28 protein-coding genes and 1 riboswitch are annotated in these 25,080 nt (G+C 72.7%); of the genes, 20 read left to right on the forward strand and 8 right to left on the reverse strand.

Features of this window, described 5'->3' with window-relative positions:
* Nucleotides 1-50 precede the first annotated feature (50 nt).
* Complete coding sequence (locus ACFC0Z_RS15790) at nt 51-1,205, forward strand: acyl-CoA dehydrogenase family protein (RefSeq protein ID WP_376437504.1); 1,155 nt, start codon at nt 51-53, stop codon at nt 1,203-1,205.
* 114 nt (nt 1,206-1,319) lie between these two features.
* Here ACFC0Z_RS15790 and ACFC0Z_RS15795 read toward each other — a convergent pair whose 3' ends face one another.
* Together ACFC0Z_RS15795 and cynR are read right to left on the reverse strand one after the other, a co-directional pair.
* Complete coding sequence (locus tag ACFC0Z_RS15795; RefSeq protein WP_376437992.1) at nt 1,320-1,883, reverse strand: heme-binding protein; 564 nt, start codon at nt 1,881-1,883, stop codon at nt 1,320-1,322.
* A gap of 94 nt (nt 1,884-1,977) precedes the next feature.
* Nucleotides 1,978-2,928, reverse strand: a complete 951-nt coding sequence (gene cynR, locus ACFC0Z_RS15800) for a transcriptional regulator CynR (protein ID WP_376437507.1) — start codon at nt 2,926-2,928, stop codon at nt 1,978-1,980.
* A gap of 82 nt (nt 2,929-3,010) precedes the next feature.
* Here cynR and ACFC0Z_RS15805 point away from each other — a divergent pair, with 82 nt between their 5' ends.
* The 5 genes from ACFC0Z_RS15805 to ACFC0Z_RS15825 all read left to right on the forward strand — a co-directional run bounded on the left by ACFC0Z_RS15805 (nt 3,011) and on the right by ACFC0Z_RS15825 (nt 6,404).
* Nucleotides 3,011-3,613, forward strand: a complete 603-nt coding sequence (locus tag ACFC0Z_RS15805; RefSeq protein WP_376437510.1) for a carbonic anhydrase — start codon at nt 3,011-3,013, stop codon at nt 3,611-3,613.
* 38 nt (nt 3,614-3,651) lie between these two features.
* Nucleotides 3,652-4,122, forward strand: a complete 471-nt coding sequence (gene cynS, locus ACFC0Z_RS15810; protein ID WP_376437513.1) for a cyanase — start codon at nt 3,652-3,654, stop codon at nt 4,120-4,122.
* A 182-nt stretch (nt 4,123-4,304) separates the two neighbouring features.
* Nucleotides 4,305-5,066, forward strand: a complete 762-nt coding sequence (locus tag ACFC0Z_RS15815; protein ID WP_376437514.1) for an SDR family NAD(P)-dependent oxidoreductase — start codon at nt 4,305-4,307, stop codon at nt 5,064-5,066.
* 124 nt (nt 5,067-5,190) lie between these two features.
* On the forward strand, nt 5,191-5,910 hold the full coding sequence (locus tag ACFC0Z_RS15820) for a TetR/AcrR family transcriptional regulator (protein ID WP_376437517.1): 720 nt from the start codon (nt 5,191-5,193) through the stop codon (nt 5,908-5,910).
* Nucleotides 5,911-6,020: 110 nt separating this feature from the next.
* Complete coding sequence (locus tag ACFC0Z_RS15825; RefSeq protein WP_376437519.1) at nt 6,021-6,404, forward strand: zinc ribbon domain-containing protein; 384 nt, start codon at nt 6,021-6,023, stop codon at nt 6,402-6,404.
* Nucleotides 6,405-6,476: 72 nt separating this feature from the next.
* On the opposite strand, the gene ACFC0Z_RS15830 is transcribed toward ACFC0Z_RS15825, so the two are convergent.
* From ACFC0Z_RS15830 to ACFC0Z_RS15845, 4 genes are all read right to left on the reverse strand, one after another.
* A complete protein-coding gene (locus ACFC0Z_RS15830) occupies nt 6,477-7,433 on the reverse strand; it encodes an electron transfer flavoprotein subunit alpha/FixB family protein (RefSeq protein WP_376437522.1) in 957 nt (318 codons plus the stop codon).
* A 48-nt stretch (nt 7,434-7,481) separates the two neighbouring features.
* On the reverse strand, nt 7,482-8,267 hold the full coding sequence (locus ACFC0Z_RS15835; protein ID WP_376437525.1) for an electron transfer flavoprotein subunit beta/FixA family protein: 786 nt from the start codon (nt 8,265-8,267) through the stop codon (nt 7,482-7,484).
* Nucleotides 8,268-8,305: 38 nt separating this feature from the next.
* Nucleotides 8,306-9,457 carry an acyl-CoA dehydrogenase family protein gene (locus tag ACFC0Z_RS15840; protein WP_376437527.1) on the reverse strand — a complete coding sequence of 384 codons (1,152 nt, stop codon included), beginning with the start codon at nt 9,455-9,457 and terminating at the stop codon, nt 8,306-8,308.
* A 192-nt stretch (nt 9,458-9,649) separates the two neighbouring features.
* A complete protein-coding gene (locus tag ACFC0Z_RS15845) occupies nt 9,650-10,333 on the reverse strand; it encodes a ScbR family autoregulator-binding transcription factor (RefSeq protein WP_376437530.1) in 684 nt (227 codons plus the stop codon).
* A gap of 199 nt (nt 10,334-10,532) precedes the next feature.
* Between ACFC0Z_RS15845 and ACFC0Z_RS15850 the strand changes: the two genes are divergently transcribed.
* The 8 genes from ACFC0Z_RS15850 to ACFC0Z_RS15885 all read left to right on the forward strand — a co-directional run bounded on the left by ACFC0Z_RS15850 (nt 10,533) and on the right by ACFC0Z_RS15885 (nt 17,535).
* Entirely contained in the window at nt 10,533-11,528 is a 996-nt protein-coding gene (locus ACFC0Z_RS15850; RefSeq protein ID WP_376437533.1) for a ScbA/BarX family gamma-butyrolactone biosynthesis protein, read from the forward strand.
* Nucleotide 11,529: 1 nt separating this feature from the next.
* A complete protein-coding gene (locus ACFC0Z_RS15855) occupies nt 11,530-12,501 on the forward strand; it encodes an NAD-dependent epimerase/dehydratase family protein (protein ID WP_376437536.1) in 972 nt (323 codons plus the stop codon).
* A gap of 15 nt (nt 12,502-12,516) precedes the next feature.
* Entirely contained in the window at nt 12,517-13,281 is a 765-nt protein-coding gene (locus ACFC0Z_RS15860; protein ID WP_376437539.1) for an SDR family NAD(P)-dependent oxidoreductase, read from the forward strand.
* Nucleotides 13,282-13,319: 38 nt separating this feature from the next.
* Nucleotides 13,320-13,913, forward strand: coding sequence for a TetR family transcriptional regulator (locus tag ACFC0Z_RS15865; protein WP_376437541.1), 594 nt, complete (start codon nt 13,320-13,322; stop codon nt 13,911-13,913).
* 129 nt (nt 13,914-14,042) lie between these two features.
* Entirely contained in the window at nt 14,043-14,249 is a 207-nt protein-coding gene (locus ACFC0Z_RS15870) for a cold shock domain-containing protein (protein WP_376437544.1), read from the forward strand.
* A gap of 97 nt (nt 14,250-14,346) precedes the next feature.
* Nucleotides 14,347-14,471: riboswitch (cobalamin riboswitch) on the forward strand.
* 84 nt (nt 14,472-14,555) lie between these two features.
* Nucleotides 14,556-15,623 (forward strand): ABC transporter substrate-binding protein, encoded by a 1,068-nt coding sequence (locus ACFC0Z_RS15875; RefSeq protein WP_376437547.1) that lies wholly within the window; start codon nt 14,556-14,558, stop codon nt 15,621-15,623.
* A gap of 80 nt (nt 15,624-15,703) precedes the next feature.
* Nucleotides 15,704-16,729, forward strand: coding sequence for a FecCD family ABC transporter permease (locus tag ACFC0Z_RS15880; RefSeq protein ID WP_376437994.1), 1,026 nt, complete (start codon nt 15,704-15,706; stop codon nt 16,727-16,729).
* Nucleotides 16,726-17,535 carry an ABC transporter ATP-binding protein gene (locus tag ACFC0Z_RS15885; RefSeq protein WP_376437550.1) on the forward strand — a complete coding sequence of 270 codons (810 nt, stop codon included), beginning with the start codon at nt 16,726-16,728 and terminating at the stop codon, nt 17,533-17,535. Before ACFC0Z_RS15880 ends, ACFC0Z_RS15885 begins: the two co-directional genes overlap by 4 nt.
* Here ACFC0Z_RS15885 and ACFC0Z_RS15890 read toward each other — a convergent pair whose 3' ends face one another.
* On the reverse strand, nt 17,536-17,922 hold the full coding sequence (locus ACFC0Z_RS15890; RefSeq protein WP_376437553.1) for a VOC family protein: 387 nt from the start codon (nt 17,920-17,922) through the stop codon (nt 17,536-17,538).
* A 15-nt stretch (nt 17,923-17,937) separates the two neighbouring features.
* A complete protein-coding gene (locus ACFC0Z_RS15895) occupies nt 17,938-18,687 on the reverse strand; it encodes a TetR/AcrR family transcriptional regulator (protein ID WP_376437556.1) in 750 nt (249 codons plus the stop codon).
* Between the two features lie 162 nt (nt 18,688-18,849).
* Here ACFC0Z_RS15895 and ACFC0Z_RS15900 point away from each other — a divergent pair, with 162 nt between their 5' ends.
* The 6 genes from ACFC0Z_RS15900 to ACFC0Z_RS15925 all read left to right on the forward strand — a co-directional run bounded on the left by ACFC0Z_RS15900 (nt 18,850) and on the right by ACFC0Z_RS15925 (nt 25,052).
* Complete coding sequence (locus ACFC0Z_RS15900; RefSeq protein WP_376437559.1) at nt 18,850-20,346, forward strand: MFS transporter; 1,497 nt, start codon at nt 18,850-18,852, stop codon at nt 20,344-20,346.
* 125 nt (nt 20,347-20,471) lie between these two features.
* On the forward strand, nt 20,472-21,623 hold the full coding sequence (locus ACFC0Z_RS15905; protein ID WP_376437561.1) for a hypothetical protein: 1,152 nt from the start codon (nt 20,472-20,474) through the stop codon (nt 21,621-21,623).
* Nucleotides 21,624-21,672: 49 nt separating this feature from the next.
* Nucleotides 21,673-22,590 (forward strand): glutaminase, encoded by a 918-nt coding sequence (locus ACFC0Z_RS15910; protein ID WP_376437563.1) that lies wholly within the window; start codon nt 21,673-21,675, stop codon nt 22,588-22,590.
* Nucleotides 22,591-22,677: 87 nt separating this feature from the next.
* Nucleotides 22,678-23,238: a DinB family protein gene (locus ACFC0Z_RS15915; protein ID WP_376437565.1), complete on the forward strand. Its 561-nt coding sequence runs from the start codon at nt 22,678-22,680 to the stop codon at nt 23,236-23,238.
* A 290-nt stretch (nt 23,239-23,528) separates the two neighbouring features.
* Nucleotides 23,529-24,329, forward strand: a complete 801-nt coding sequence (locus ACFC0Z_RS15920; RefSeq protein ID WP_376437568.1) for a DUF4239 domain-containing protein — start codon at nt 23,529-23,531, stop codon at nt 24,327-24,329.
* Nucleotides 24,330-24,368: 39 nt separating this feature from the next.
* Nucleotides 24,369-25,052 (forward strand): DNA alkylation repair protein, encoded by a 684-nt coding sequence (locus ACFC0Z_RS15925; protein WP_376437571.1) that lies wholly within the window; start codon nt 24,369-24,371, stop codon nt 25,050-25,052.
* The last annotated feature ends 28 nt before the right edge of the window (nt 25,053-25,080 follow it).

The raw sequence follows: 25,080 nt of genomic DNA on the forward strand, positions 1-25,080 counted from the left end.
GGTACTGCAGTACCTTCCCCAGTACCACTTTGCGCGCCGCTGGAGTCGCCATGGATGTCGACCGCCTGCTTCCCACCCCCGAAGCGGCGGACCTCATCGCCCTCACCCGGGAGATCGCCGACAAGGAGCTCTCCTCGCGGGTGAACGAGCACGAGGCCGCCGAGACCTATCCCGAAGGTCTCTTCTCCACCCTCGGCGAGACCGGCCTCCTCGGCCTGCCGTACCCCGAGGAGTACGGCGGCGGCGGCCAGCCGTACGAGGTCTACCTCCAGGTCCTGGAGGAGCTCGCCGCCCGCTGGGCGGCCGTCGCCGTCGCGACGAGCGTCCACACGCTCGCCTGCCACCCGCTGTACGCCTTCGGCACCGACGCCCAGAAGGAACGCTGGCTCCCCGCGATGCTCGAAGGCCGCGCGATCGGCGGCTACAGCCTCTCCGAGCCGCAGGCCGGCTCCGACGCGGCGGCCCTCGCCTGCAAGGCGGAGCCCCAGGAGGACGGCAGCGGCTACCGCGTGACCGGCACGAAGGCGTGGATCACCCACGGCGGCAAGGCCGACTTCTACGCGCTCTTCGCCCGGACCGCCCCCGGCAGCCACGGCATCTCCTGCTTCCTCGCGCCGGGCGCCGCCGAGGGCCTGAGCTTCGGCCTGCCCGAGCGCAAGATGGGCCTCCAGGCCGTCCCCACCACCTCCGCGTACTGGGACGGGGCCCTCATCGAGGCCGACCGGCGGATCGGCGACGAGGGCCAGGGCCTGCAGATCGCCTTCAGCGCCCTCGACAGCGGCCGCCTCGGCATCGCCGCCTGCGCCACCGGCCTCGCCCAGGCCGCCCTGGACGCGGCCGTCGACTACGCCAACGAGCGCACCACCTTCGGCCGCAAGATCGTCGACCACCAGGGCCTCGGCTTCCTCCTCGCCGACATGGCCGCCGCCGTCGACGCGGCCCGCGCCACCTACCTGGACGCGGCCCGCCGCCGTGACCTCGGCCGTCCCTTCAGCCGCCAGGCCAGCGCCGCCAAGCTCATCGCCACCGACACGGCCATGAAGGTCACCACGGACGCCGTCCAGGTCCTCGGCGGCTACGGCTACACCCGCGACTTCCCGGTCGAGCGCTACATGCGCGAGGCCAAGATCATGCAGATCTTCGAGGGCACCAACCAGATCCAGCGGCTGGTCATCAGCCGGGGGCTCGTGCGGGCCGAGAAGTAGAGCCGTACGCACGGGCGCCGTACACACGGGAAAAGGGGCGCCGGGGAGAGATTCACTCTCCTCGGCGCCCCTTTCCCGTTTCCGCCGCGGGCGGCCGGCCTACTTGGCGAGCGACTACTTCGCGAGGGCGGCGACGCCGGCCTGGGCGAACTTCTCGTCCAGGTCGCCGGACGGGGCGCCCGCGACGCCGATGCCCGCGATCGGGGCGCCCTTGGCGGTGACCGGGGCTCCGCCGGCGAGGAAGAGGGTGCCGGGGATGTCCTTCAGGGTCGGCGCGCCCGCGAGGCGGCCCGCGAGGACGGAGGTCGGGGCGTTCCAGGAGACGGCGGTGTACGCCTTGCGCTCGGCCGACTCGTAGGACTGCGGGCCGGCGCCGTCGCCGCGGAGGGTGACGATGGTGTTGCCGTTGCGGTCGACGACGGCGACGGAGACGCGCTGGTTCTCCTTCTCGGCGGCGTCGAGCGTGGCCTGCGCGGCCTTCGTCGCGGCCTCGATCGTGAGGTGCGTCGACGTGGTCGTGTTCTTGTTCTTCGCGTCCGCCTTCGGGGCGGCGGCGGCCTGAGTGGCCGTCGTGGCCTCGTCGGTGGCGCTGGCGGAGTAGGCGCCGAAGCCGCCGAGCGCGACGGCGGCGACGATCGCGCCGGCGGTCACGACTCGGGTGCGCGAGGTCTTCTTCACGTGCTTCATGGCTGTCCGCTCCAGTCCAGGGGTGTCGGGGGAGGCGCCACGGCGAGTGGCCCGCTCTCTGCCTTCCATCCTGGTGGCGGTCCGCTCACGGACGGTCGTCGTCCCGGCTCGTCCCGGCTGCCCCATCGGTCGACCCCGGGGTCAGCCGATCGGTTGACCCCCACCGGGCGGCGAGGGTGGCGAACGCCCCCGCCGCCGCGCTCCGGTAGCCCGCCGCGCGGCGCAGCAGCTCCACGCCCCGGGGCGGCAGGGCGGGGGAGAGGGGGACCGGGGTCAGGCCAGGGTGGGCGCGGGTGACGGCGTCCGGCAGGACCGTGGCGAGCGCGGTGTTCCGGACGATCTCGGTGAGCGCCCCGACGGAGTCGGTCTCCACGGCGATGCGGGGCCGGACCCCGTGCTCGGAGGCGTACGCGTCCACGTGGAGGCGCGTGGCGAAGTTCCGGCTCAGCAGGGCGAGGTGATGATCCGTCAAGGCGGAGGCCGGGACGGGGTCCTGGCGGCCCGCCAGGGGGTGTCCGGGGCCCACGACGAGCCCCAGGGTCTCGGTGAAGAGGCTCGTCGCCTCGATGCCCGGGAGGTGCTGCCCGGCGAAGGCGATGCCGAGATCCAGCCGGTCCGCGAGGAGTTCGGCCTCCACGCGCTCCTGCGCCAGCTCCCGCACCTCCACGGTGATGCCCGGATGCCGGAGGTGGAAGTCCGCGACGAGCGGGCCCGTCAGATAGGCCGTGAAGGTGGGGGTGGCGGCCAGCCGGAGGTGCCCTCGCGAGAGGTCCCCGACGTCGAGGACGGCCCGCTCGCCCGCGGCCAGGTCCCGCAGGGCCCGCCGGGCGTAGCGCGCGTACACCTCCCCGGCGTCCGTGAGCCGTACCGTACGGCCGCCGCGGTCGAGGAGCTGCGCGCCGAGCGCCTTCTCCAGCTGCTTGATCTGCTGCGACAGCGTCGGCTGGGCGATGCGGAGCTCTTCGGCGGCGCGGGTGAAGTTGGCGTGCTCGGCCACCGCGAGCAGGTAGCGGAGATGGCGGAGTTCCGGCTGCATGACACGACTATAGGTAGCATCTATAGCTGATATCGATAGCAGGTCTTGGACGCTATAGGTGCTGTTCGTGCAGGGTGAAGCCATGCCTCACCTCGCCGAGGGGATCGCCCGCTTCCAGCGGGACGTCTTCCCCGCCAAGGCCGGTCTCTTCGCCCGCCTGGCCACCGACCACCGTCCCGGAACCCTCTTCGTCGGCTGCTCCGACGCCCGCGTCGTCCCCGAGCTGATCACCCAGACCGACCCGGGCGAGCTCTTCGTCGTGCGCACCGCCGGCAACCTCGTCCCGGCCCACACCCCCGGCACCGAGGGCGGGGTCGGCGCCTCGGTGGAGTACGCCGTCGCCGTCCTCGGCGTCCGCGACATCATCGTCTGCGGTCACTCCGCCTGCGGCGCCATGACGGCCCTCGCCGAGGGCCAGGACCTGAGCGGCGCGCCCGCCGTCGCCGCCTGGCTGCGGCACGCCGACGCCTCCCTCGCCCGTACCGCCGCCGCCGGAGAGCCCGGGGACGTGGCCGCGCTCGTACGGGAGAACGTCACCGCCCAGCTCGCCAACCTCGCCACCCACCCCTCGGTGGCCCGCGCCCTCGCCGCGGGGACCGTACGGCTGCACGGCTGGGTCTTCGACATCGCCGACGGCACGGTCGTGGACCTCACCGGCGCCGCGGGCGCCTCCCTCGCCGCCTGATCCCCCTTCACAGGAAACACCGAAAGGACGTACCTCTCATGGTGCACGCCCAGTTCGACCCCACCGCCCGCCAGGCCCTCGCCATCGCCGCCGTCGACGCCAAGGACCGCAAGGACCTGACCTGGCAGGAGATCGCGGACGCCGCCGGCCTCTCCGTCGCCTTCGTCACCGCCGCCGTCCTCGGCCAGCACGCCCTGCCGGCCCCGGCCGCGAAGGCCGTCGCCGAGCTCCTCGGCCTGGACGAGGACGCGGAGCGCCTGCTCCGGTCCATCCCCACGCGCGGTTCGCTCGACGGCGCCGTGCCCACCGACCCGACGATCTACCGCTTCTACGAGATGCTCCAGGTCTACGGCACCACCCTCAAGGCCCTCGTCCACGAGCAGTTCGGTGACGGCATCATCTCCGCGATCAACTTCCGGCTCGACGTGAAGAAGGTCGCCGACCCCGAGGGCGGCGAGCGCGCGGTCATCACCCTGGACGGCAAGTACCTGCCGACCAAGCCCTTCTAGTCCGGTCGGGTCGCCGGCCGCCGGGCGCGGATGTCCTGCCTCCGCTTCCTGCGGCCCGGCCTGCGGTTCTATGGTGGGCGGCGCAGATCGCGCGGACCGCGCGGTCCCCCGCGGGCAGGCGCCCGGTCCGGCGGCCATCCCGGCGGCAGGGTCGCATCCGCACGACACGAACGAGGAGTTCCATGGACATCGCCGGCTCCGCCGCTCTCGTCACCGGCGCCGCTTCCGGCCTCGGCGCCGCCACCGCCGCCGCGCTCGCCGCGCGCGGCGCCACCGTCTACGGCCTCGACCTGGACAAGTCCGTCGCCGCCGCGGGCGAGCAGCCCGAGGGCGTGCGCCTGCTCGCCGCCGACGTCACCGACGAGGACCAGGTCCGCGAGGCGCTCGCCGCGATCGACGCCGACGGCGCCGAGCTGCGGCTCGCCGTGAACTGCGCCGGCATCGCCCCCTCCGCCCGCGTCCTGGGCCGCAAGGGGCCGCACGACCTCGACCTCTTCCGGGCGGTGCTCAACGTCAACCTGCTCGGCACCTTCAACGTCATGCGGCTCGCCGCCGAGGCCATCGCCCGGCACGAGCCCGACGAGCACGGGCAGCGCGGTCTCGTCGTGAACACCGCCTCCATCGCCGCCTTCGAGGGCCAGGTCGGCCAGATCGCGTACGCCGCCTCCAAGGCGGGCGTGGCCGGCATGACCATCACCGCCGCCCGCGACCTCGCCCAGTTCGGCATCCGGGTCGTCACCATCGCCCCCGGCATCGTCGACACCCCGATGATGGCCGGGTTCGGCGAGGAGGTCAGGGCCGGTCTGGCCGCGAGCGTCACCTTCCCGCAGCGCCTCGCGCAGCCGGAGGAGTACGCCCGGCTCGTCACGATGGTCACCGAGCACGACTACCTCAACGGCGAGACGATCCGGATGGACGGCGCGCTGCGGATGGCTCCCCGCTAGGGCCGGACGGACCCTAGGGCCGCCAGGGCGGTTTCCGTCGCCGAAGCCCGTTGACAGCACTTGGTGCCGGAATTTTCCGGCACCAAGTGCCGCGCGGACCCGGACCGAGTGTTAGGTTCGGGCCATGGGAACAGCCTCGACGAACTCCGCGAAGCCCGCGATGCGGGACTCCCTCATCGCCGCGGCCTTCCAGCTCTTCCTGGAGCGCGGCTACGAGCAGACCACGGTCGACGACATCGTCACGCTCGCCGGCGTCGGCCGGCGCTCCTTCTTCCGGTACTTCCCGTCGAAGGAGGACGTGGTCTTCCCCGACCACGAGCAGTGCCTCGACGACATGACCCGCTTCCTCGCCGCGAGCGCCGACTCCGACGACCCGATCGTCCGCGTCTGCGACGCCGCCCGGCTCGTCATGCGGATGTACGCCGAGAACCCGACGTTCTCCGTGCAGCGCTACCGGCTCACCCGCGAGGTCACCGGGCTGCGCACGTACGAGCTGTCGGTCGTCTGGCGGTACGAGAAGACCCTCGGCGACTACCTCCGCACCCGCTGGGCGGACCGCCGGGACGGCTCCCTGCGCGCCAACGTGGTCGCGGCGGCCGTCGTCGCCGCCCACAACCACGCCCTGCGGCACTGGCTGCGCTCGGGCGGCGAGGGCGACCCGCTGGCGACGGTGGACGGGGCCCTGGAGTTCGTCCGCGCGACCTGGAGCCCCGAGGGGGAGGTCTCGGCGGCCGGCCCGGCCGCGGCTGACGAGGCCGAGGACGTCGTCGTGGTCATCACCAAGCGGTCCACCCCCATGTGGCGCGTGGTGCGCGAGGTGGAGTCGAGTCTCGGCGAGGGCTGAGGGTTCGGGGTATCTCGAATTGAGGGAACTCAGGTCTTTATTTGATGGCACTCAGTGCCATATCTTTTCTCCATGCACGGTCGAGCCGCCGAGTGCAAGGAGAAGCCATCGTGTTCCACACGGGACTGAGGAGCGGGACCGCCGTCCCTGTCGACGAGGACGCCGACTCCGAGATCTACTTCCAGCGCTGCCGCTGGTGCCACACCACGACCTTCCAGCGCCTGCTCTGTCCGACCTGCGGGTCGACCGACCTCGCGCCCGAACTCAGCGACGGCCAGGGCGTGATCTCCGTGCGCCGCGGGGTCGCCGCGGCCGACGCCGACCTCTGGCCGGTCCACATGACCGAGGGGTTCGTGGTCCGCTGCCGCGTCGAGGGACCGCTGCACGCCGTGCGCCCCGGGGTCCGCGTGAAGCTCTCCTCCGGGGTCGGCGTGACGGGCCGCAGGCCGGTCGTCCGGCTCTGCGAGGAGGTCCCGCTCGACGGCTGGATCTGAGCGCGGGACGGCGGAGAACGGAAGGGGCGGGTGGCACAGAGTGCCACCCGCCCCTTCCGTGTGTTCCCGTGATCAGCGGGCGCCGATCTCGTCCGTCAGCTGCGGCAGCACCTCGAAGAGGTCGCCGACCACGCCGTAGTCCACGAGGTCGAAGATCGGGGCCTCGGGGTCCTTGTTGACCGCGACGATCGTCTTCGAGGTCTGCATGCCGGCCCGGTGCTGGATCGCGCCGGAGATGCCCGCCGCGACGTACAGCTGCGGCGAGACCTGCTTGCCGGTCTGGCCGACCTGGTTGGAGTGCGGGTACCAGCCGGCGTCGACGGCGGCGCGGGAGGCGCCGACGGCCGCGCCGAGCGAGTCGGCCAGCTTCTCGACGACCGCGAAGCCCTCGGCCGCGCCGACACCGCGGCCGCCGGAGACCACGATCGCGGACTCGGTCAGCTCGGGGCGGCCGGTGGAGACGCGCGGGGTGCGCGAGACGATCTTCGCCGCGTTGCCCGTGAAGGCGACGGCGACGTTCTCGACCGTACCGGCGGCCGGGGCGGCCTCCGGGGCGGCGGAGTTCGGCTTGACGGTGATGACCGGCACGCCGTGCGAGACCGTCGACTTCACCTGGTACGAGGCGGCGAAGACGGACTGCGTGGCGACCGGGCCGTTCTCGCCGGCCTCCAGCTCGACGGCGTCGGTGATCAGACCGGAGCCGAGGCGGAGCGCGACGCGGGCCGCGATCTCCTTGCCCTCGCCGGAGGAGGTCACCAGGACGGCGGCCGCCCCCTTCTCCTTGGCGAGCTGGGTGAGCGCGTCGACCTTGGGGACGACGAGCTGGTCGGCGAACTCGGCGCCGTCCGCGACGTACACGGTGGCCGCGCCGTACTCGCCCGCCGTGGCGGCGATCGAGGCGGCGGCCTCGCCGGCGCCGAGGACGACCGCCGAGGGCTCGCCGATGCGGCGGGCGATGGTGAGGAGTTCGAGGGCCGGCTTGCGGACCGCACCGTCGGCGTGGTCCACGAGAACCAGGATCTCAGCCATGATTCATTGCTCCTGAGGGGTTCGAGTGGGTCTCTGGCTGACGGTCGGTCAGATGAACTTCTGGGACGCGAGGAACGCGGCCAGCTGCTTGCCGCCCTCGCCCTCGTCCGTGACGATCGTGCCCTGCGTACGGGCCGGGCGCGCGGCCACGGTGTCGACCAGGGTCCACGAGCCGCCGAGGCCGACCTCGTCGGCGTCGATGTCCAGGTCGTCGAGGTCGAGCTCCTCGACCGGCTTCTTCTTCGCGGCCATGATCCCCTTGAAGGAGGGGTAACGGGCCTCGCCCGACTGGTCGGTGACCGAGACGACGGCCGGCAGCGGGGCCTCGATCAGCTCCGTGGCGGCGTCGCCGTCGCGGCGGCCCTTCACGGTGCCGTCCTCGACCGAGACCTCGGACAGGAGGGTGACCTGCGGCAGGCTCAGACGCTCGGCGAGCAGCGCGGGCAGGACGCCCATCGTGCCGTCGGTCGAGGCCATGCCGCAGACGACCAGGTCGAAACCGGTCTTCTCCAGGGCCTTGGCGAGGATCGCGGAGGTCGCGATGACGTCGGAGCCGTGGATGTCCTCGTCGTTGACGTGGACGGCCTTGTCGGCGCCCATCGACAGCGCCTTGCGGAGCGCGTCCTTGGCGTCGTCCGGGCCGACCGTGACCACGGTGACCTCGGCTTCGTCCGCCTCCTCCGAGATCCGGAGGGCCTGCTCGACCGCGTACTCGTCCAGCTCGGAGAGCAGGCCGTCGACGGCCTCGCGGTCGGTCGTCAGGTCGTCGGCGAAACCGCGGTCGCCGGTCGCGTCGGGAACGTACTTCACACAGACGGCGATCTTGAGGGTCACGGCCTGTCTCCTTTCAACGGATGGGGAGATGCGGGAGGTTACGGGAGGTTGCGCGCCATGACGATGCGCTGGACCTGGTTCGTGCCCTCGTAGATCTGGGTGATCTTGGCGTCGCGCATCATGCGCTCCACCGGGTAGTCGCGCGTGTAGCCGTAGCCGCCGAGGAGCTGGACGGCGTCGGTGGTGACCTCCATGGCGACGTCGGAGGCGAAGCACTTGGCCGCGGCGCCGAAGAAGGTGAGGTCGCCGTCGACGCGCTCGGACTTGGCGGCGGCGGCGTACGTCAGCTGACGCGCGGCCTCCAGCTTCATCGCCATGTCGGCGAGCATGAACTGCACGCCCTGGAAGTCGAAGATCGGCTTGCCGAACTGCTTGCGCTCCTTGACGTAGCCCTTGGCGTAGTCGAGGGCGCCCTGCGCGATGCCGATGGCCTGCGCGGCGATGGTGATACGGGTGTGGTCGAGGGTCTTCATCGCGGTGGCGAAGCCGGTGCCCTCGGCGCCGATCATGCGGTCCGCGGGGATGCGGACGTTGTCGAGGTAGACCTCGCGGGTCGGGGAGCCCTTGATGCCGAGCTTCTTCTCCGGGGCGCCGAAGGAGACGCCCTCGTCGGACTTCTCCACGACGAAGGCGCTGATGCCCTTGGAGCGCTTCTCCGGGTCGGTCACGGCCATCACCGTGTAGTACTCGGACTCGCCGGCGTTGGTGATCCAGCGCTTGACGCCGTTGAGGACCCAGAAGTCGCCGTCGCGGACCGCGCGGGTCTTCATGCCGGCCGCGTCGGAGCCCGCGTCGGGCTCGGACAGCGCGTACGAGAACATCGCCGTGCCCTGCGCGAGCGGCCCGAGGTACTTCGCCTTGAGCTCCTCGGAGCCGGACAGGATGACCGGCAGCGAGCCCAGCTTGTTGACGGCGGGGATCAGGGAGGAGGAACCGCAGACGCGGGCGACCTCCTCGATCACGATGACCGTGGCGAGCGCGTCCGCGCCGGCGCCGCCGTACGACTCCGGGACGTGCACGGCGTGCAGGTCGTTGGCGACCAGCGCGTCCAGGGCCTCCTGCGGGAAGCGGCCCTCCTCGTCCACCTCGGCGGCGAACGGCGCGATCTTCGCCTCGGCGAGCGCGCGCACCGACTCCCGGAGCATGTCGTGCTCCTCGGAGGGCCGATACAGGTCGAAGTCCTTGCCCATGATGTGGAGCTCCCCTAGACGCTTGTGGCACTGAGTACCCTCAGCAAAACACACTCAGTGCCACGACGCCAGAGCGCCCCGGCACTGTTCCGTGTCGGGGCGCGAGAAAAGGGGGGAAGTGGGGGCGGGGAGGTCGGTGTGCGGGGGGCTTCGGTCCTCGGCGGTCGGTCCTCGGTGTACGGTCCTCGGGCCTCAGGCGTCGGACTCGGCGAGGTCGTCGTCGTCCGGGCGCCGCCGTTGCTGCGCGGCGTACGCGGCCGCGAGCTCCAGTGCGCGGCCCTCGCTGATGTCGATGCGGGTGAGCAGGACCGGGGTGCAGATCGACGGCAGCATGTGCTCGAAGAAGACGACGACGCGGTGGATCAGGTCCCGGCGCTCGCGCAGGATCGAGGACATCGTCTGGATGCCCGCGTAGGCCCCGGAGAAGAGCTCGGCGGTGTCCTCGATGTCCACGTGCGGCAGGAGTTCGCCCTGGTCGCGCGCGGCGGCCAGGACCTCGGAGACCTGGGCGATCCAGGTCTCGAACGGCGCGGCGCGGTCGATGCCGCTGGCGCCGGTGTCGAGTGCCAGGGCGACGCTCGCCCGGACGACGGGTTCGTGCTGGATGCGGTAGGCGAGGATCAGGCCCTGGTCCACCAGGTCCTGGATCTTGAGGGGATGCGGGGGGAGCGGCTCGTCGAGCATCTGGGCGGCGAGCACGCCGAGGGCGAGGTCTTCCTTCGAGGCGAAGTGGAAGTACAGCGCACCCTTGGTCACCCCGGCGCGCACCAGGATCTCGCCGACGGTCGCCCGCTCGTATCCGCGGTCGGCGAAGACGGCCGCCGCGGCCTCGAGGATGGCCTGCCGGGTTCGGATTGCACGCGCTTGCTGTGCCAAAGCGCCTCCTGTGCTGGCTCGCTGTTTGTGCTCGGTGTGTGGCGGTGTGTGCGGTGAAACATTGAGGAGCGTATCGGTCTAAACATATGATTTTTTAAGCGGGCATATGCCCAACGCGACTGCTACGCAGAGGGGAACCATGCAGCACGACCGGCGAGAATCGGTGGCACGCATCCCGACGGCGACTTCCGACTCCACGGTGACACACGTTCCCGGACAGTTCGTGCACCGGGCGGATCCTTCCGACATCATCCCCACAGGCTGGACGCGACGGGCGGAGAACCGGTTCTCCGTCTCCGCCCGCTGGCCCGCCGGGCATCCCTTCTTCTCGCCCGTGGCGGGAGGCCACCGCCACGACCCCCTGCTCGTGGCCGAGACCGTACGCCAGGCCACCATGCTCGTCGTCCACGCCGAACTCGGGGTGCCCGTCGAGGATCACTTCGTCATGTGGGACCTCCACTACACCGTGGACCCCGACGCGCTCGCCGTCGACGGCCTGCCTCACGAGGTCACCGCCGACGTCACCATCACCGCGCTCGGCAAGGGCCGCGGGGCGAACCTGCGCACCGACGTCGTGCTCACCCGGGGCGGCCGCCCGCTCGGCATCGGCGGCGGCACGCTCCACCGCTCCTCGGCCCTCGCCTACCGCCGGATCAGGGGCGCCCAGCTGGCCGTCCTCGGCCGGCCCGTCCCGCTGATCCGGGGCGTCGCCCCCGGCCTCGTCGGCCGCCGCCGGCCGTGTGACGTCGTCCTCGGCCCCGGCCCCGGTCCGGGCCCCGACCCCGGGCAGTGGCGGCTGCGGATCGACACCGGCCACAGCACCCTCTTCCGGCGCCCCAACGACCACGTGCCCGGGATGGTCCTCCTCGAAGCGGCGCGGCAGGCCGCGGTCATCACCGTCGGCGGCGGCGAACCCTTCGTCCCCACCGGCATGGCCATCGCCTTCCAGCGGTACGCCGAACTCGACGTCCCCTGCTGGATCGAGGCCGAGAGCGCGCCCCGCGCCCAGGTCGGGACGGGGACGGGGATGGGGACGGGGGCCGGTACCGCGTCCGCCGAGGGCCCGCGGGCGATGACGAGCGTCCGGATCAGCGGCCGGCAGAACGGCGAGTACGTCTTCCTCTGCACCCTGACCGGCCCCGCCGCCGGAACGCGGGCGGCCGGCGCCGTCCTCGCCGACCGGGTGGCGAGCTGACATGGGGCCCCGGCTTCTCCTCACCGGCGCGAGCGGCTTCGTCGGCGGCCGTGTGGCGGCCGCGGCGGCGGTGCGGGCCGACATCGCCCACGTACGCCTCCTGACCCGCATCCCCACCCGCGCTCCGGCCCCGTCCTCGGCCTCGTTCTCCGCCGAGACCGTCATCGGCGACCTCCGCGACCCCGCGTCCCTGCGCCGGGCCTGCGAGGGCGTCGACGTCCTCGTCCACTGCGCCTCCGCGATCGGCGCCGACGAGGACGCCGCCCGCCAGGTCAACGACGAGGGGACCCGCGCCCTCGTCGACGCCGCCGTACGGGCCGGGGTGAGCCGGATCGTCTCCCTCGGCACCGCCTCCGTCCACGGCCGCGGCCCCTTCCGGACCGCCGCCCCCGCCACCTTGCCGATCGCCCCCGGCTCGGCCACCAGCCGCACCCGGGCGGCGGGCGAGCGGCACGTCCTCGACGCGGGCGGGACCGTCCTGCGCCCGCATCTCGTGTACGGGACGGGGGACCGGCAGCTGATCCCCGGCCTGGTGCGGCTGCTCACCGCGCTGCCGGGGCCCCTGGTGCGCGGCGGCGGCTCGGTGCACTCCGTCGTCGACGTGGAGAGCCTGGCCGGCGCCCTGCTGGGCGCCGCGCTCTCGCCGCGGACCGAGCCGGGCGCGTACTACGTCGGCCACCCCGAGCCGGTGACGACGGAGGCCCTGCTCGCCGCCGGGGAGACGCTCGCCGGCGGCCTCCGGGGCGCCCCTGAGACGCCGGTCGCCGACATCGCGGCAGCGTGTACCCTCCTCGCGGACGTGCCCTTCGCGCGGCACCACCTCGCCATGATCGGCTCGGACCACTGGTTCGCCGACGACCGCCCCTGGCGGGAGCTCGGATGCGCGCCGGGGCCGGGTTTCGCCGAGGGATTCGCGGCGCACGCGCCGTGGTACCGGGGGCTTCTCCTCGGCGCCGTCCCGTCCGACTCCTAGGAAGGCACCACCCGTATGTCCCGCTTGGCCGGCAAGACCGCGATCGTCACTGGGGCGAGCCGAGGCATAGGACGAGGCATCGCCGAGCGGCTCGCCGGGGACGGCGCCCTCGTGGCCCTCCACTACGGCCGCGAGGAGGAGGCCGCCCGCGAGACGGTGCGGGGCATCGAGAAGCGCGGCGGGCGGGCCTTCGCCTTCCCGTCGGACCTCGCGGCGCCGGACGCCGTCGACGTCTTCTACGCGGGCCTCGACGCGGGCCTCGCGGAGCTCGGCGAGGAGCCCGGCTTCGACATCCTCGTCAACAACGCCGGGGCGAGCGGCTCCGGCCGCATCCACGAGCTGTCCCCCGAGGTCTTCGACCGGCTCTTCGCGATCAACGTGAAGGCCCCGCTCTTCCTCATCCAGCGGGGTCTCGACCGGCTCCGCGACGGCGGCCGGATCGTCAACATCTCCTCCGTCGCGACGAAGATGGCCTTCCCCGAGTCCGTGACCTACGCGATGACCAAGGGTGCCGTCGACACCATGACGCTCGCGCTCGCCAAGGAGCTCGGACCCCGGCAGATCACGGTCAACACCGTGGCCCCCGGCTTCGTCGCCACCGACATGAACGCGCGCCGCCGGACGACTCCGGAGGCGGCCGCGGCCCTCGCCGCCCACTCGGTCTTCGACCGGATCGGCGCCCCCGCCGACATCGCGGACGTCGTCGCCTTCCTCGTCTCCGACGACGCCCGCTGGATCACCGGCCAGTACCTGGACGTCTCGGGCGGCACCGTCCTCTGAGGGTTCCGCCCGGCAAGGCTCGATAGGGTGAGGCCACGATGACACGTTTCCGCGACAGCGTCCGGTCCCTCCTGCGCGAGCAGGTGCTCGACGCCGCCTACCGCCTCGTCGCCGCCGAGGGCTGGGGCGGCCTGCGCATGACCGGCATCGCGCGTGCCGCCGGCATCAGCCGCCAGACGCTCTACAACGAGTTCGGCTCGAAGGAGGCCATCGGCCAGGCCCTCGTCCAGCGCGAGCTGGAGGGCTTCCTCGTCGGCATCCAGCGCGAACTGGACTCCCACCGCGGGGAGTTGGAGGCCGCGGCGGCGGCCGGGGTCGGGTACACGCTCCAGCAGGCCGTGGACAACCCCCTCATCAAGAGCGTCCTGGTGGCCGCGCGCGGCGGCGACGACGACCTCCTCGCCTACCTCACCACCCGGCCGGAACCCGTCTTCGGGACGGCGATGACCCTGCTCGACGCGTACGCGATCGAGGCCTGGCCCGACGTGGACGAGGAGTCCCGCGGCCTCGCGGTCGAGACGATCGTGCGGCTCACGGTCAGCCACATCGTCCAGCCGGTGGCGTCCCCCGAGACCTCGGCGGCGCGCATCGCCCGGATCACGGCGCGGATCGCGTACCCCGGCGGGCGCTGAACCCCGCTTCCTCCCGCCTTCCTCTCTCCGTCCCTGCCGTGATCGACGGGCGACGGGCGCGCCGACGGGGTACACCTCGACTGAGACCCCCGTGACACCCCCATCGCCGATGACGACAGGGAGGCCGCCGTGGACGGCAGAAGCAAAGGGTTCGTGAAGTCCTTCAACCGTCGTGACGGATACGGGTTCGTCATCCCCGTCGGTTCCGAGGAACAGGTCTGGTTCAGCGCCGCCGACATCGAGGGCGAGGCCAGGACGCTCTCCGAGGGGCAGCAGATCACCTTCGTCCTCACCCTCGGCGAGGGCCGCTTCGAGGCCAAGGAGATCCGCCTCTGAGCTGTGCGGGTGCGAAGAGGGGCGCGGCGGGCGCGGTGGTACTGTGCCGAAGCCAGTCGCACCTGTGTACGCACCCGAACGGGCGAGTGCGCGGGTCAGGGAATCCGGTGGGAAACCGGAACTGACGCGCAGCGGTGAGGGCGACGGGCGGAGCATCGGCCACTGGGCGCGTGACAGGCCCGGGAAGGCGCTCCGTCCGGATGACCCCGAGTCCGAAGACCTGCTGGCGGCCCCGGCGTCGCGATGCCGTCCGGGGAGCACCGTACGACAGGCTCCGCGCTTGAGCCGTGACGCAGAGGAAGCCCCGTGCCGCTCGCACACCCCGTCCCTCGCCCTGCCCGGGCCCTGCTCCTGGCCCTGATCCCGACGCTGGTCCTGGTCCTGGCCGGCTGCGGCGGCGGAACCGCCCCGAAGCCGGCGGCGAAGAACCCGGAAGAGGGCACCGCCTCCGGATACCCCGTGACGCTCGACAACTGCGGCCAGCGCGTACGGATCGACCGCGCGCCGCAGCGGGCCGTGGCGCTCGACCAGGGAGCCGCCGAGATCCTGCTCTCCCTCGGCCTCGCCGACCGGATGGTGGGCACCGCGACCTGGACCGACCCCGTCCTCAAGGGACTTGAGGCCGAGAACGCGAAGGTCCCGCGCCTCGCCGACCGCTACCCCTCCTTCGAGAAGGTCCTCGGCACCGAACCCGACTTCGCCGCCGCCTCCTTCGGCTACACCCTCGGCAAGGGCGGTGTGGCGCCCCGCGAACAGTTCACGAAGCTCGGCGTCCCCACGTACCTCTCGCCGACCGACTGCGCCGACAAGGACAACAGCGGCGACGGCGACGGAGTCCGCACCAAGCCGCTCACCATGGAGACCGTGTACGGCGAAATCCGCGACCTGGCCCGGGTGTTCGGCGTGACCGGGCGCGGCGAGAAGCTCGTCGCCGAACTCGAGGGGCGGGTGACGAAGGCCGCTTCGGCGGGCGACTTCACCGACGCGACCGTCCTCTACTGGTACGCCAACGCCGAATCCCCCTACATGGCGGGCTGTTGCGGGGCGCCCGGCGTCATCACGCGCGCGCTCGGCGCGAAGAACGTCTTCGACGACACGCGCGAGGAGTGGCCCCAGATCAACTGGGAGAGCGTCGCCGACCGCGACCCCGACGTCCTCGTCATCGGCGACCTGACCCGCCGCTCCCAGTCCGCCGAGAGCGCCGCCAGGAAGATCGCCTTCCTGGAGTCCGACCCCGTCACCCGGAACATGACGGCGGTGCGGAAGAAGCGGTACGTGCTCCTCAGCGGCCAGGCCATGAACCCCACCCTGCGCACGGTCGAGGGCATCGAGAAGCTGGCGGCGGCGCTCCGCTCGTACGGGCTCGCGAAGTGAGCGCACCCACGAGCGCGCCCACGGGCGCGGACGCGAAGGCGCTGGCGAACGCGCCCGCTGGCACCCCCGCGAGCACCCCCGTGGGCTCCAGGAGCCCGGTGGCCCTGTGGGTCCTGGCCGGGCTCGGCCTCCTCGTCGCCTCCGTCGCCGTCGCGATCACCATCGGACCGGCTGACCTGCGCGTCGGCGAGGTCGGGTCCGTCGTCGCGGCCCACCTCGGCGGCGACCCGGCCGCCTCCGGCGTCTCGCCGATCCGGGACGGCATCGTCTGGAACCTCCGCCTGCCCCGTACCCTCCTCGCGGCCGTCTGCGGCGCCGGACTCGCCGTCTGCGGCGTGGTGATGCAGTCGCTGCTCCGCAACCCGCTCGCGGACCCGTTCGTCCTCGGCGTCTCCTCCGGTGCCTCGACCGGCGCCGTCCTGGTCGTCGTCCTCGGCGTCGGCGGGGGAGTCCTCTCCGTCACCGGCGGCGCGTTCCTCGGCGCGGTCGCCTCCTTCGCGCTCGTCCTGCTGCTCAGCCACACCCTCGGCGGCTCCACCGACCGCGTGGTCCTCGCGGGCGTCGCGGCGATGCAGCTCTTCTCCGCGCTGACCTCCTTCGTCGTCATGACGGCCGCCGACGCGGAGACCACCCGGGGCGTGCTCTTCTGGCTGCTCGGCTCGCTCGGCGGGGCCGGGTGGGGCGACGTGCGCGTCTGCCTCGCGGTGCTCGTGGCGGCCCTGCTCGTCTGCGGCGGGTACGCGCGGACCCTCGACGCCTTCGCCTTCGGCGAGGACGCCGCCGCGTCCCTCGGCGTCGCCGTCACCCGTACGCGTACCGTCCTGCTCTGCGCCACCGCGCTCCTCACGGCCGCGCTGGTCTCCGCCGCCGGGGCGATCGGCTTCGTCGGACTCGTCCTGCCCCACGCGGCCCGCGCCCTCGTCGGCCCCGGGCACGCCCGGCTCCTGCCGGTGTCGGCGCTCGCCGGGGCGGTGTTCCTCGTCTGGGCCGACACCCTCGCCCGTACGGTGCTGGATCCGCAGGAGGTGCCGGTGGGCGTGGTGACCTCGCTCGTCGGCGTACCGGCGTTCGTGCTCGTCCTCTACCGGACGCGGGGGACACGATGAGCACGAGTGTGGACGTGGGTACGGGACTTCGCGCCGAACGGGTCTCGCGGGCCGTCGACGGGACCCCCGTCCTCGACGGGGTCACCCTCGCCCCGCGCCCCGGCACCGTCACCGGCCTGCTCGGCCCCAACGGCTCGGGGAAGTCGACGCTCCTCCGGCTCCTCGCCGGTGTCCTCGCCCCCGACACCGGCGTCGTCACCCTCGACGGCGAACCCCTCGACCGGCTCGGCCGCAGGACCGTCGCCCGGCGGCTCGCCGCCGTCGAGCAACAGGCCGACACTCAGGTCGACCTGACCGTCCTCGACGTCGTCCGCCTCGGCCGGGTCCCGCACCGCAGGGCCTGGACGCCCGCGTCGGCGGCCGACGAGACCGCCGTCCGCTCCGCCCTCGACCGTACGGGTCTGGCCGACAAGGCCCACCGCGCCTGGCGGACGCTCTCGGGCGGCGAGCGCCAGCGGGCCCAGATCGCCCGGGCCCTCGCCCAGGAGCCGCGCGAGCTCCTGCTCGACGAACCGACCAACCACCTCGACATCCAGCACCAGCTGGACCTCCTGGGGCTCGTGTCGGGACTCCGCCTCACCGCCGTCGTCGCCCTGCACGACCTCAACCTCGCGGCGATGTACTGCGACCGGCTGGTCGTCCTCGCCGAGGGGCGGGTGGTGGCCCGGGGGACACCCGAGGAGGTCCTGACGGAGGAGCTGGTCGCCGAGGTCTACGGGGTGCGGGCCGAGGTCACCCGCCCCGGGAGCGGAGGACCGGTGCACATCCGCTTCCTCGGCACGCTGCGGGACGGAACCCGGGGGTAGTCAGGCGGTGCCCGCCGCCGCGTGGTCGGACTCGCTGCGGAGCACGCAGAACTCGTTCCCCTCGGGGTCGGCGAGGACCGCCCACCCCGAGCCGTCCGGCTTCCGCCGGTCGGCGACCATCGTGGCGCCGAGACCGAGGAGACGCTCCACTTCCGGCTCGCGCGAGGTGTCGGGGCGCAGGCACAGGTGGACCCGGTTCTTGACCGTCTTGGGCTCGTCGACCTGGTTGAAGTACAGCACCGGCCCCTCCGCGAGCATCACCTGCGTCTCCCGGTCTCCCGGCCGGTCCTCCGCGCCCAGCGGACGGCCCGTCACCTCGCTCCAGAACCGCGCGAGGCCATAGGCGTCCGCGCAGTCGATCGCCACGTTCTGCACCACGGAAAACATGATCGCGAGCCTGCCCTACTTCAGGCGCAGTGCCAAGCCGTCCAGGACCACGTCCAGGCCGTACGCGAACTTCGCGTCGCGCAGCGCGACCGGGTCCACGGCCGCCTGGACCGCCGCCTTCTCGTACGCGTCGGCCAGGTGGCCGTGGTCCGCAGCCACCTGCTGGGCCGCCGGCATCAGGCGGGCGATGAACTCCGCCTCCGTCTCGCCGGAGCGGGCGACCGTCGTGAGCCACGCCGCCTCCGTCGTGCTCATTCCGATGACGTACGACAGGAGCGTGTCGATCGCCCGGCTCGGCTCGGGGAAGCCCGCCGCCGTGAACAGGGCCGCGAGCCGCTCCGAGAACGCCATGAGGTTCGGGCCCAGGTAGGCGAGGCCCGCCTGTCCGAGGACGGACGACAGCCACGGGTGCCGCAGGGAGGTCGCGCGGAAGGAGCCCGCCGCCTCGGCCGCCGCCGCGCGCCAGTCACCGTCTCCGGCGGCCCGGTCCGCACGGTCCGCCGGGGGGACGACGATCTCGGCGGCGACCTCGTCCACGGCGAGCTCCATGAGCTCGTCCTTGGTCGCCACATGGCGGTAGAGCGAGGTCGCGCCCGCGCCGAGGCGGGCGCCGAGCTTGCGCATGCTCAGCGCCTCGATGCCCTCGGCGTCCAGCATCACGACCGCCTCGCGGACGATCGCGGCCCGGCTGAGCGCGGGCTGATCGGGGGCGGTCCGCTCTCGCGTCCACACGGACGGGACGGGGGTGGTCGCCTTGCCTGCCATCACGGACCCTCCTTCGCTGCGTACAGCACTCGCTGCGTACATCGTTCGCAATCAGCGTACAGCGACCAAGGGTTGCGAACAGTGTGCGCAGCTGCGTACAGTGTTCGCATCGAAGGAAACGGCGAGACGCCGAAGGGCGTCGAGCGAACGAGGGGACGTCCCATGAACACGGAGAACCGCAATCCCCGCCGCTGGTGGATCCTGGTGGTGCTGTGCCTCAGCACCCTGGTCCTGGTGGTGGACAGCATGGCGCTGACCGTCGCGGTCCCCTCCATGACCGAGGACGTCGGCGCGAGCGCCCAGGACATCCAGTGGATCCTGGACTCCTACGTCCTGGTCTTCGCCGGCCTCCTGCTGACCTCCGGAAGCCTCGGCGACCGCTTCGGCCGGCGGAAGGTCATGATCGTCGGCCTGCTGCTCTTCGGCGCCGCCTCCCTCGCCGCCACCTTCTGCACCAGCCCCGGCGAGGTCATCGCCGCCCGGGTCGCCATGGGCGTCGGCGGCGCGCTGATCATGCCCTCGACGCTCTCGATCCTCATCACCGTCTTCGACGAGGACGAGCGGCCCAGGGCGATGGCCGCGTGGGGTTCGGTCTCCATGCTCGGCCTGGTCGGCAGCCCGGTCCTCGGCGGCGTCCTGATCGACCACTTCTCCTGGCAGTCGATCTTCTTCGTCAACGTCCCGGTCGTCGCGCTCGCCGTCCTCGCCGCCCTCACCCTCATGCCCGAGTCCAAGGGCCCCTGGCAGAAGCCCGACCCGCTCGGCGCGATCCTCTCCGCCGTCGGCATGACCGCCCTCATCTGGTGGATCATCGAGATCCCGCAGCACGGCGCCTTCGAGGGCCGCTCGCTCGTCACCCTCGCCGTCGCGGCCGTCACCCTGACCGGCTTCGTCCTCTGGGAGAACGTCACCCCCGCCCCGATGGTCCCGCTGGTCCTCTTCAGGAACCGCAACTTCAGCGGCGGCTCGCTCTCGCTGACCCTCGTGCAGATCGGCAACGGCGGCCTGCTCCTCGTCCTCACCCAGTACCTGCAGTTCGTCCTCGGCTACTCGCCCGTCAAGGCCGGCCTCGCCTTCGTCCCGCTCGCCGTCGCTGCCCTCGTCGGCAACGGCGCCGGCGCCGGGCTCGCCGCCAAGGTCGGCAACCGCGCCCTCGTCCTCGCCGGCATGCTCGTCATGGCCGCCGCCTTCGCCCTCCTCACCACGGTCGACGCCCACTCCGGCTTCACCGTCCCGGCCGTCGCCCTCGGCCTGCTCGGCCTCGGCGCGGGCCTCGCGATGCCGGCCGCGGTCGGCGCCCTGATGAGCACCATCCCCGAGGAGAAGGCCGGCGTCGGCTCCGCGCTCAACGACACCATCCAGCAGGCCGGTACCGCCCTCGGCATCGCCATCCTCGGCTCGCTCCTCACCAGCGCCTACACCCGGGAGATGCCGGCCGACGCCCCCGAGCAGGCCCGGCAGTCCCTCGGCGGGGCCCTCGCCGCCGCCCGCGGCGACGCCGCCCTCGTGGACGCGGCCCGGACGGCCTTCACCGACTCCATGTCCACCACCTTCACGATCAGCGCGATCGGCGTCCTCGCGGCGGCCCTCCTCGCGACCCTGGTCATGCGGGACACGAAGAAGACGCCCGAAGCGGTCGACACCGAGCTCGCCGCCTGAACCACCCCCTCGCCGCCTGACCCACCCCCTCGGCCCCGCCCGTACCCCACGGGCGGGGCCGAGGGGGTGGGTGGTTCCGTGAAACCCCCGGCGTCCGGCCCCTCCGGCCTGGCACGCTTTCGTCCGTGACCTATGTCGTAACCGTGGAAATACGCATTCCGGAAGGCGCACCGGAGCTGGACGAACTCCATCGCGTGGGCGCCGCCGCCCTCCTCGACCAGGGCTTCGCCTCGGTGGCCGGGATCGAGGGCGCCGACGGCCGGGAGATGGACCTGCTCGACGTGGACGTGGCCGTCCACCCCGGCGGGGCGATCCTGAAGGTGATGGTCGCGGCACCGGCCCTGGAGTTCGCGGAGGACGCGGTCGGCTCGGTGAGCGAAGAGGTGCTCGAACGCACGGAACTGCTCGCCGAGTGGACGGTCGAGAGCAGCGAGGTGCAGCTCCACACCGACGCGGCCCGCGAGAGCCTCGAAGCCGCCGACGGCCCCGGCGCGCCGCCCAGCGACCCGCAGGCCCGCCGCGCCCACCACACGGCGAAGCCGGAGCCCGCCGGGGGCGAGGAGGAGCCGGAGACCCACGACCACGAGGCCGAGTTCCGCTCCCTCGCCCCGCGCCTGCGCGCCTTCACCCCGGCCGTCTTCGGCGCGACGGGCGACGGGGAGAGCGAGGGGAGTGAGGGGAGTGAGGGGAGCGAGGGCGAGGGTGCTTCCGTCAGCCGCGCGAGCGCGGAACTCGCCGCCGGATCCCTGGTGTACGGCGCCGAGGTCCTCATCGACGAGCTGTACGACGACGTCCAGGCCCTCGCCGAGGAGGACGTCACCGTCGCCGAGTGCCAGGGCCACCTGTGGCACCTCGACCAGCTGCCGCAGCGCCACGCCTCCCAGTACACCGAACTCTTCGCCCGCCGCTTCCTCGTGACGGCCGTCGCCCTCACCACCCGGTTCACCGACGGCAGCTTCCAACGCCTCGGCTGCCTCGCCGAGGAGCTCGTCCTGCGCCTCCTCATCGAACAGGCCCACGTCACCCTCGACCTGCACGGTCTCCTCGACGACGAGGTGGCGGCGGCCCTCGCGCACTTCGCGGGCGAGGTGTACGAGTCCCTGGACTTCGCGTGGCTCCAGGACGGGGCGGCCGAGGAGGTCCCCGGCGGTACGGCGCCGACGGCACCGTACGGCTTCGGCACCTGGTTCACGCCGCTCGACGAGACGCGGTACGTCCACCCGTACGCCCTCGACGAGACCACGGGGCCCGGGATCCCCGACACGGCGGAGAGCTGAACCCGGAGCGCCGTCGGCCGGCGGGGGCGCGCCGGGCACAATACGCGCCATGGTGCACTCCTTCCTCCCCGTCCTCGAACGCATCGGCGAGGAGGTCGGGCGCCTCGCCGGGCGCGGCCGCTCCGCCGACTACATCCCGGCGCTCGCCGCCGTCGACCCGCGCCGCTTCGGCATGGCCGTGGCGGAACTCGACGGCACGGTGTACGGGGTGGGGGAGTGGCAGCAGCCCTTCTCCACCCAGTCCGTCACCAAGGTCTTCACCCTCGCGCTCGCCCTCGCCCGGGAGGGCGACGAGGTCTGGGAACACGTCGGCCGCGAACCGTCCGGCAACCCCTTCAACTCCCTCGTCCAGCTGGAGTACGAGCACGGCATCCCCCGCAACCCCTTCATCAACGCGGGCGCGCTCGTCGTCACCGACCGGCTCCACCGCCTCACCGGCGACGCCTCCGGCGCCCTCCTCGACTTCCTGCGTGCCGAGAGCGGCAACCAGGACCTCGACCTCGACCGGGACGTCGCCGCCTCCGAGACCGCGCACGGCGACCGCAACGCCGCCCTCGCCCACTTCATGGCCTCGTACGGCAACATCACCACGCCCGTGCCGACCCTGCTCCGCGAGTACTTCCGGCAGTGCGCGATCGAGGCCTCCTGCGCCGACCTCGCCGTCGCCACCGGCTTCCTCGCCCGCCACGGCATCCGCTCCGACGGCTCCCGGCTCCTCACCCGCAGCCAGGCCAAGCAGGTCAACGCGGTGATGATGACCTGCGGGACGTACGACGCGGCGGGGGACTTCGCCTACCGCGTCGGCCTCCCAGGCAAGAGCGGCGTCGGCGGCGCGATCATCGCGGTCGTCCCCGGCACCTGCACGCTCTGCGTCTGGAGTCCCGGCCTCGACGAACGCGGCAACTCGGTCGCCGGCGTCGCCGCCCTCGACCGCTTCACCACCATCACGGGCCTCTCGGTCTTCTGAGCCCTCCCGTGAGCCTTCCCGTGAACCCTCCCGGGGAGCCCGTCAATTCGGTGGCGGGCCCGCGCCCCGCAGTCGATCATGGAACGCATGAGCGAAGAGCCCGCACGCTGGAGCCAGGCCACCGTCTACCCCGACATGTGGACGGACCCCGAGAACGACCCCCGCCACCAGGAGGGTGCCGGCCCGGAGGGTGAACTCGCCACGCTGGAGGACTTCCTCTCCGGCTACCGCCTGACCCTCCGGATGAAGTGCGAGGGCCTCGACCCCGAGCAGCTCGCCCGCCGCTCGGTCCCGCCGTCGACGATGTCGCTGCTCGGCCTGGTCCGCCACCTCGCCGAGGTGGAGCGCGACTGGCAGAACTGGATCACCGAGGGCGACCCGCTGCCGAGCCTGTACGGGGAGGCCGACGGCGACTTCATCGGGGCCGTCGCCGACCGGGCCGTCGTCGACGGCGCCTACGCCGACCTGGAGCGCGAACAGGCCGCGACCGACGCCGCCCTCGCCGTCTTCCCCGACCTCGGCGAGCGCGTGGGCAAGGACAGGATCTCCGTGCGCGAGCTGATGGTGCACCGCATCGAGGAGTACGCCCGGCACTGCGGCCACGCGGACCTGCTCCGCGAGTGCGTGGACGGGCGCGTCGGCCAGTAGCGGAGCGGGGCCGCTTCGTACCGCCACCCGTTCGAGTGGCGATACGGGGGCGGTCCGGGACCGCCGTGCGCCGGGTCCCGTCCCGCGCCGAGCCCGCCGCGGAACTGCGGCGGGCGGCCCCCGGAAGGCCGTAAAAGGCCCTGGGACGCGGTGAGTTCGCGAGCGGCCGCCCCTGGCCGGCACTGCCCGTGACGGGGGCGCGCGGCGTCTTCCCCGGGGCGCGCGCCCACCCGGCGCGCACGTCGCGAGGCGCGGCGCGCGCCCGCGCCGCGTCCCTACACTGCGCGCACATGTCGCTCTGGCTGCTCAACAACTTCAGCACCACGGCCCTGACCGTGGTCATCGTCGGCGGGACCGTCGTCCTCTCCGTCCTCGGCAGCGTCCTCCTCCGCCGCAGGTACCCCTCCCTCTCCCACGGCGAGCACAACGACATGGTCGGGGTCACCCTCGGCATGTTCGGCGCCATCTACGGGATCATCCTCGCCTTCGTCATCGTCACCCTCTGGACCCAGCTGGAGAGCACGCAGACGATCGTCGCCTCCGAGGCCACCGAGGCCGCGCTCATCGCCCGCGACGTCGCGGCCTTCCCCGACCCGGTCCGCGCCCGCGTCGACGAGGCGCTCAGCGGATACGTCCACGGCGTCGTCGAGGACCAGTGGCCCAGGATGCGCGAGGGGAAGCCGAGCTACGGGGCCACGGCCTCCAACCTCCAGTCCGTCTACGACGCGCTCCAGGCGTACGACCCGGACTCCGCCCGCGAGGAGGTCTTCTACGAGTCGGCCGTCGCCCACCTCGACGCCGTCGCCGCCCAGCGCCGCGCCCGGCTCACCATGGCCGAACAGCAGCTGCCTCCGCTGCTCCAGCTCCTCGCCTTCGGCGGCGCGATCGTCCTCATCCCGCTCACCTTCCTCTACGGCATGCGCAAGCGGCGCATCCAGCTCCTCTTCGTCGCCTCGGTCTCCGGGCTCATCGGCTTCAGCCTCCTCCTGGTCCTCGTCCTCGACCGCCCCTTCGCCGGTGATCTGAGCGTGAGCCCCGCCCCGTACCGGCAGGGGGCTCTGGAGCGGTACTGGACTCCGGCGGCGTCGTAGGCTGGCCGGCGGGGAAGCGACGAGGAAGAGGAGGCCGCCGTGGCCGCAGAGGACACGACCCCGAGCCTCGCCGAAGTGACGGCCGAGCTCGCCGCCCTCGACGACCCCAAGGCCCGCGCGGTCAACGAGCGCCACGGCGACGACCACGGCGTGAACCTCGGCAAGCTGCGCGCCCTCGCCAAGCGGCTGAGGACACGGCACGAGCTCGCGCGCGACCTGTGGGCGACGGGCGACTCGGCCGCCCGGCTCCTCGCCCTCCTCGTCTGCCGCCCCAAGGCCTTCGGGCGCGACGAGCTCGACGCGATGATGCACGAGGCCCGTACGCCGAAGGTCCAGGACTGGCTCGTCGGGAACGTCGTCAGGAGGAGCCCCCACGCCGAGGAGCTCCGGGTCGCCTGGACCGCCGACGCGGACCCGGTCGTCGCGAGCGCGGGGTGGGCGCTCACCGCCGACCGCGTCGAGAAGAACGCCGAGGGCCTCGACCTCGACGCGCTCCTCGACACGATCGAGGCGGAGATGAAGGACGCCCCGGACCGCCTCCAGTGGGCGATGAACACCTGTCTGGCCCGTATCGGCATCGACCACGCCGACCACCGCGCCCGCGCCCTCGCCATCGGCGAACGGCTCCAGGTCCTCAGGGACTACCCGACGTCGCCGGGGTGCACATCCCCGTACGCCCCGGTCTGGATCACCGAGATGGTGCGGAGGAAGGAGAGCGCGTAACGGCGCTCCGCGTCAGGGCGCCGTCAGG

This window comes from Streptomyces sp. NPDC056144, assembly GCF_042264145.1.
Taxonomy (GTDB): Bacteria; Actinomycetota; Actinomycetes; order Streptomycetales; family Streptomycetaceae; genus Streptomyces.

Coding starts and splice junctions, on each gene's coding strand:
- ACFC0Z_RS15915 (WP_376437565.1), top strand. CDS start 22,678: ATGAGCGAAGAGCCCGCACGCTGGAGCCAGGCCACCGTCTACCCCGAC.
- ACFC0Z_RS15855 (WP_376437536.1), top strand. CDS start 11,530: ATGGGGCCCCGGCTTCTCCTCACCGGCGCGAGCGGCTTCGTCGGCGGC.
- cynS (WP_376437513.1), top strand. CDS start 3,652: ATGGTGCACGCCCAGTTCGACCCCACCGCCCGCCAGGCCCTCGCCATC.
- ACFC0Z_RS15860 (WP_376437539.1), top strand. CDS start 12,517: ATGTCCCGCTTGGCCGGCAAGACCGCGATCGTCACTGGGGCGAGCCGA.
- ACFC0Z_RS15830 (WP_376437522.1), bottom strand. CDS start 7,433: ATGGCTGAGATCCTGGTTCTCGTGGACCACGCCGACGGTGCGGTCCGC.
- ACFC0Z_RS15920 (WP_376437568.1), top strand. CDS start 23,529: ATGTCGCTCTGGCTGCTCAACAACTTCAGCACCACGGCCCTGACCGTG.
- ACFC0Z_RS15790 (WP_376437504.1), top strand. CDS start 51: ATGGATGTCGACCGCCTGCTTCCCACCCCCGAAGCGGCGGACCTCATC.
- ACFC0Z_RS15815 (WP_376437514.1), top strand. CDS start 4,305: ATGGACATCGCCGGCTCCGCCGCTCTCGTCACCGGCGCCGCTTCCGGC.
- ACFC0Z_RS15895 (WP_376437556.1), bottom strand. CDS start 18,687: ATGGCAGGCAAGGCGACCACCCCCGTCCCGTCCGTGTGGACGCGAGAG.
- ACFC0Z_RS15885 (WP_376437550.1), top strand. CDS start 16,726: ATGAGCACGAGTGTGGACGTGGGTACGGGACTTCGCGCCGAACGGGTC.
- ACFC0Z_RS15910 (WP_376437563.1), top strand. CDS start 21,673: ATGGTGCACTCCTTCCTCCCCGTCCTCGAACGCATCGGCGAGGAGGTC.
- ACFC0Z_RS15805 (WP_376437510.1), top strand. CDS start 3,011: ATGCCTCACCTCGCCGAGGGGATCGCCCGCTTCCAGCGGGACGTCTTC.
- ACFC0Z_RS15865 (WP_376437541.1), top strand. CDS start 13,320: ATGACACGTTTCCGCGACAGCGTCCGGTCCCTCCTGCGCGAGCAGGTG.
- ACFC0Z_RS15900 (WP_376437559.1), top strand. CDS start 18,850: ATGAACACGGAGAACCGCAATCCCCGCCGCTGGTGGATCCTGGTGGTG.
- ACFC0Z_RS15840 (WP_376437527.1), bottom strand. CDS start 9,457: ATGGGCAAGGACTTCGACCTGTATCGGCCCTCCGAGGAGCACGACATG.
- cynR (WP_376437507.1), bottom strand. CDS start 2,928: ATGCAGCCGGAACTCCGCCATCTCCGCTACCTGCTCGCGGTGGCCGAG.
- ACFC0Z_RS15820 (WP_376437517.1), top strand. CDS start 5,191: ATGGGAACAGCCTCGACGAACTCCGCGAAGCCCGCGATGCGGGACTCC.
- ACFC0Z_RS15890 (WP_376437553.1), bottom strand. CDS start 17,922: ATGTTTTCCGTGGTGCAGAACGTGGCGATCGACTGCGCGGACGCCTAT.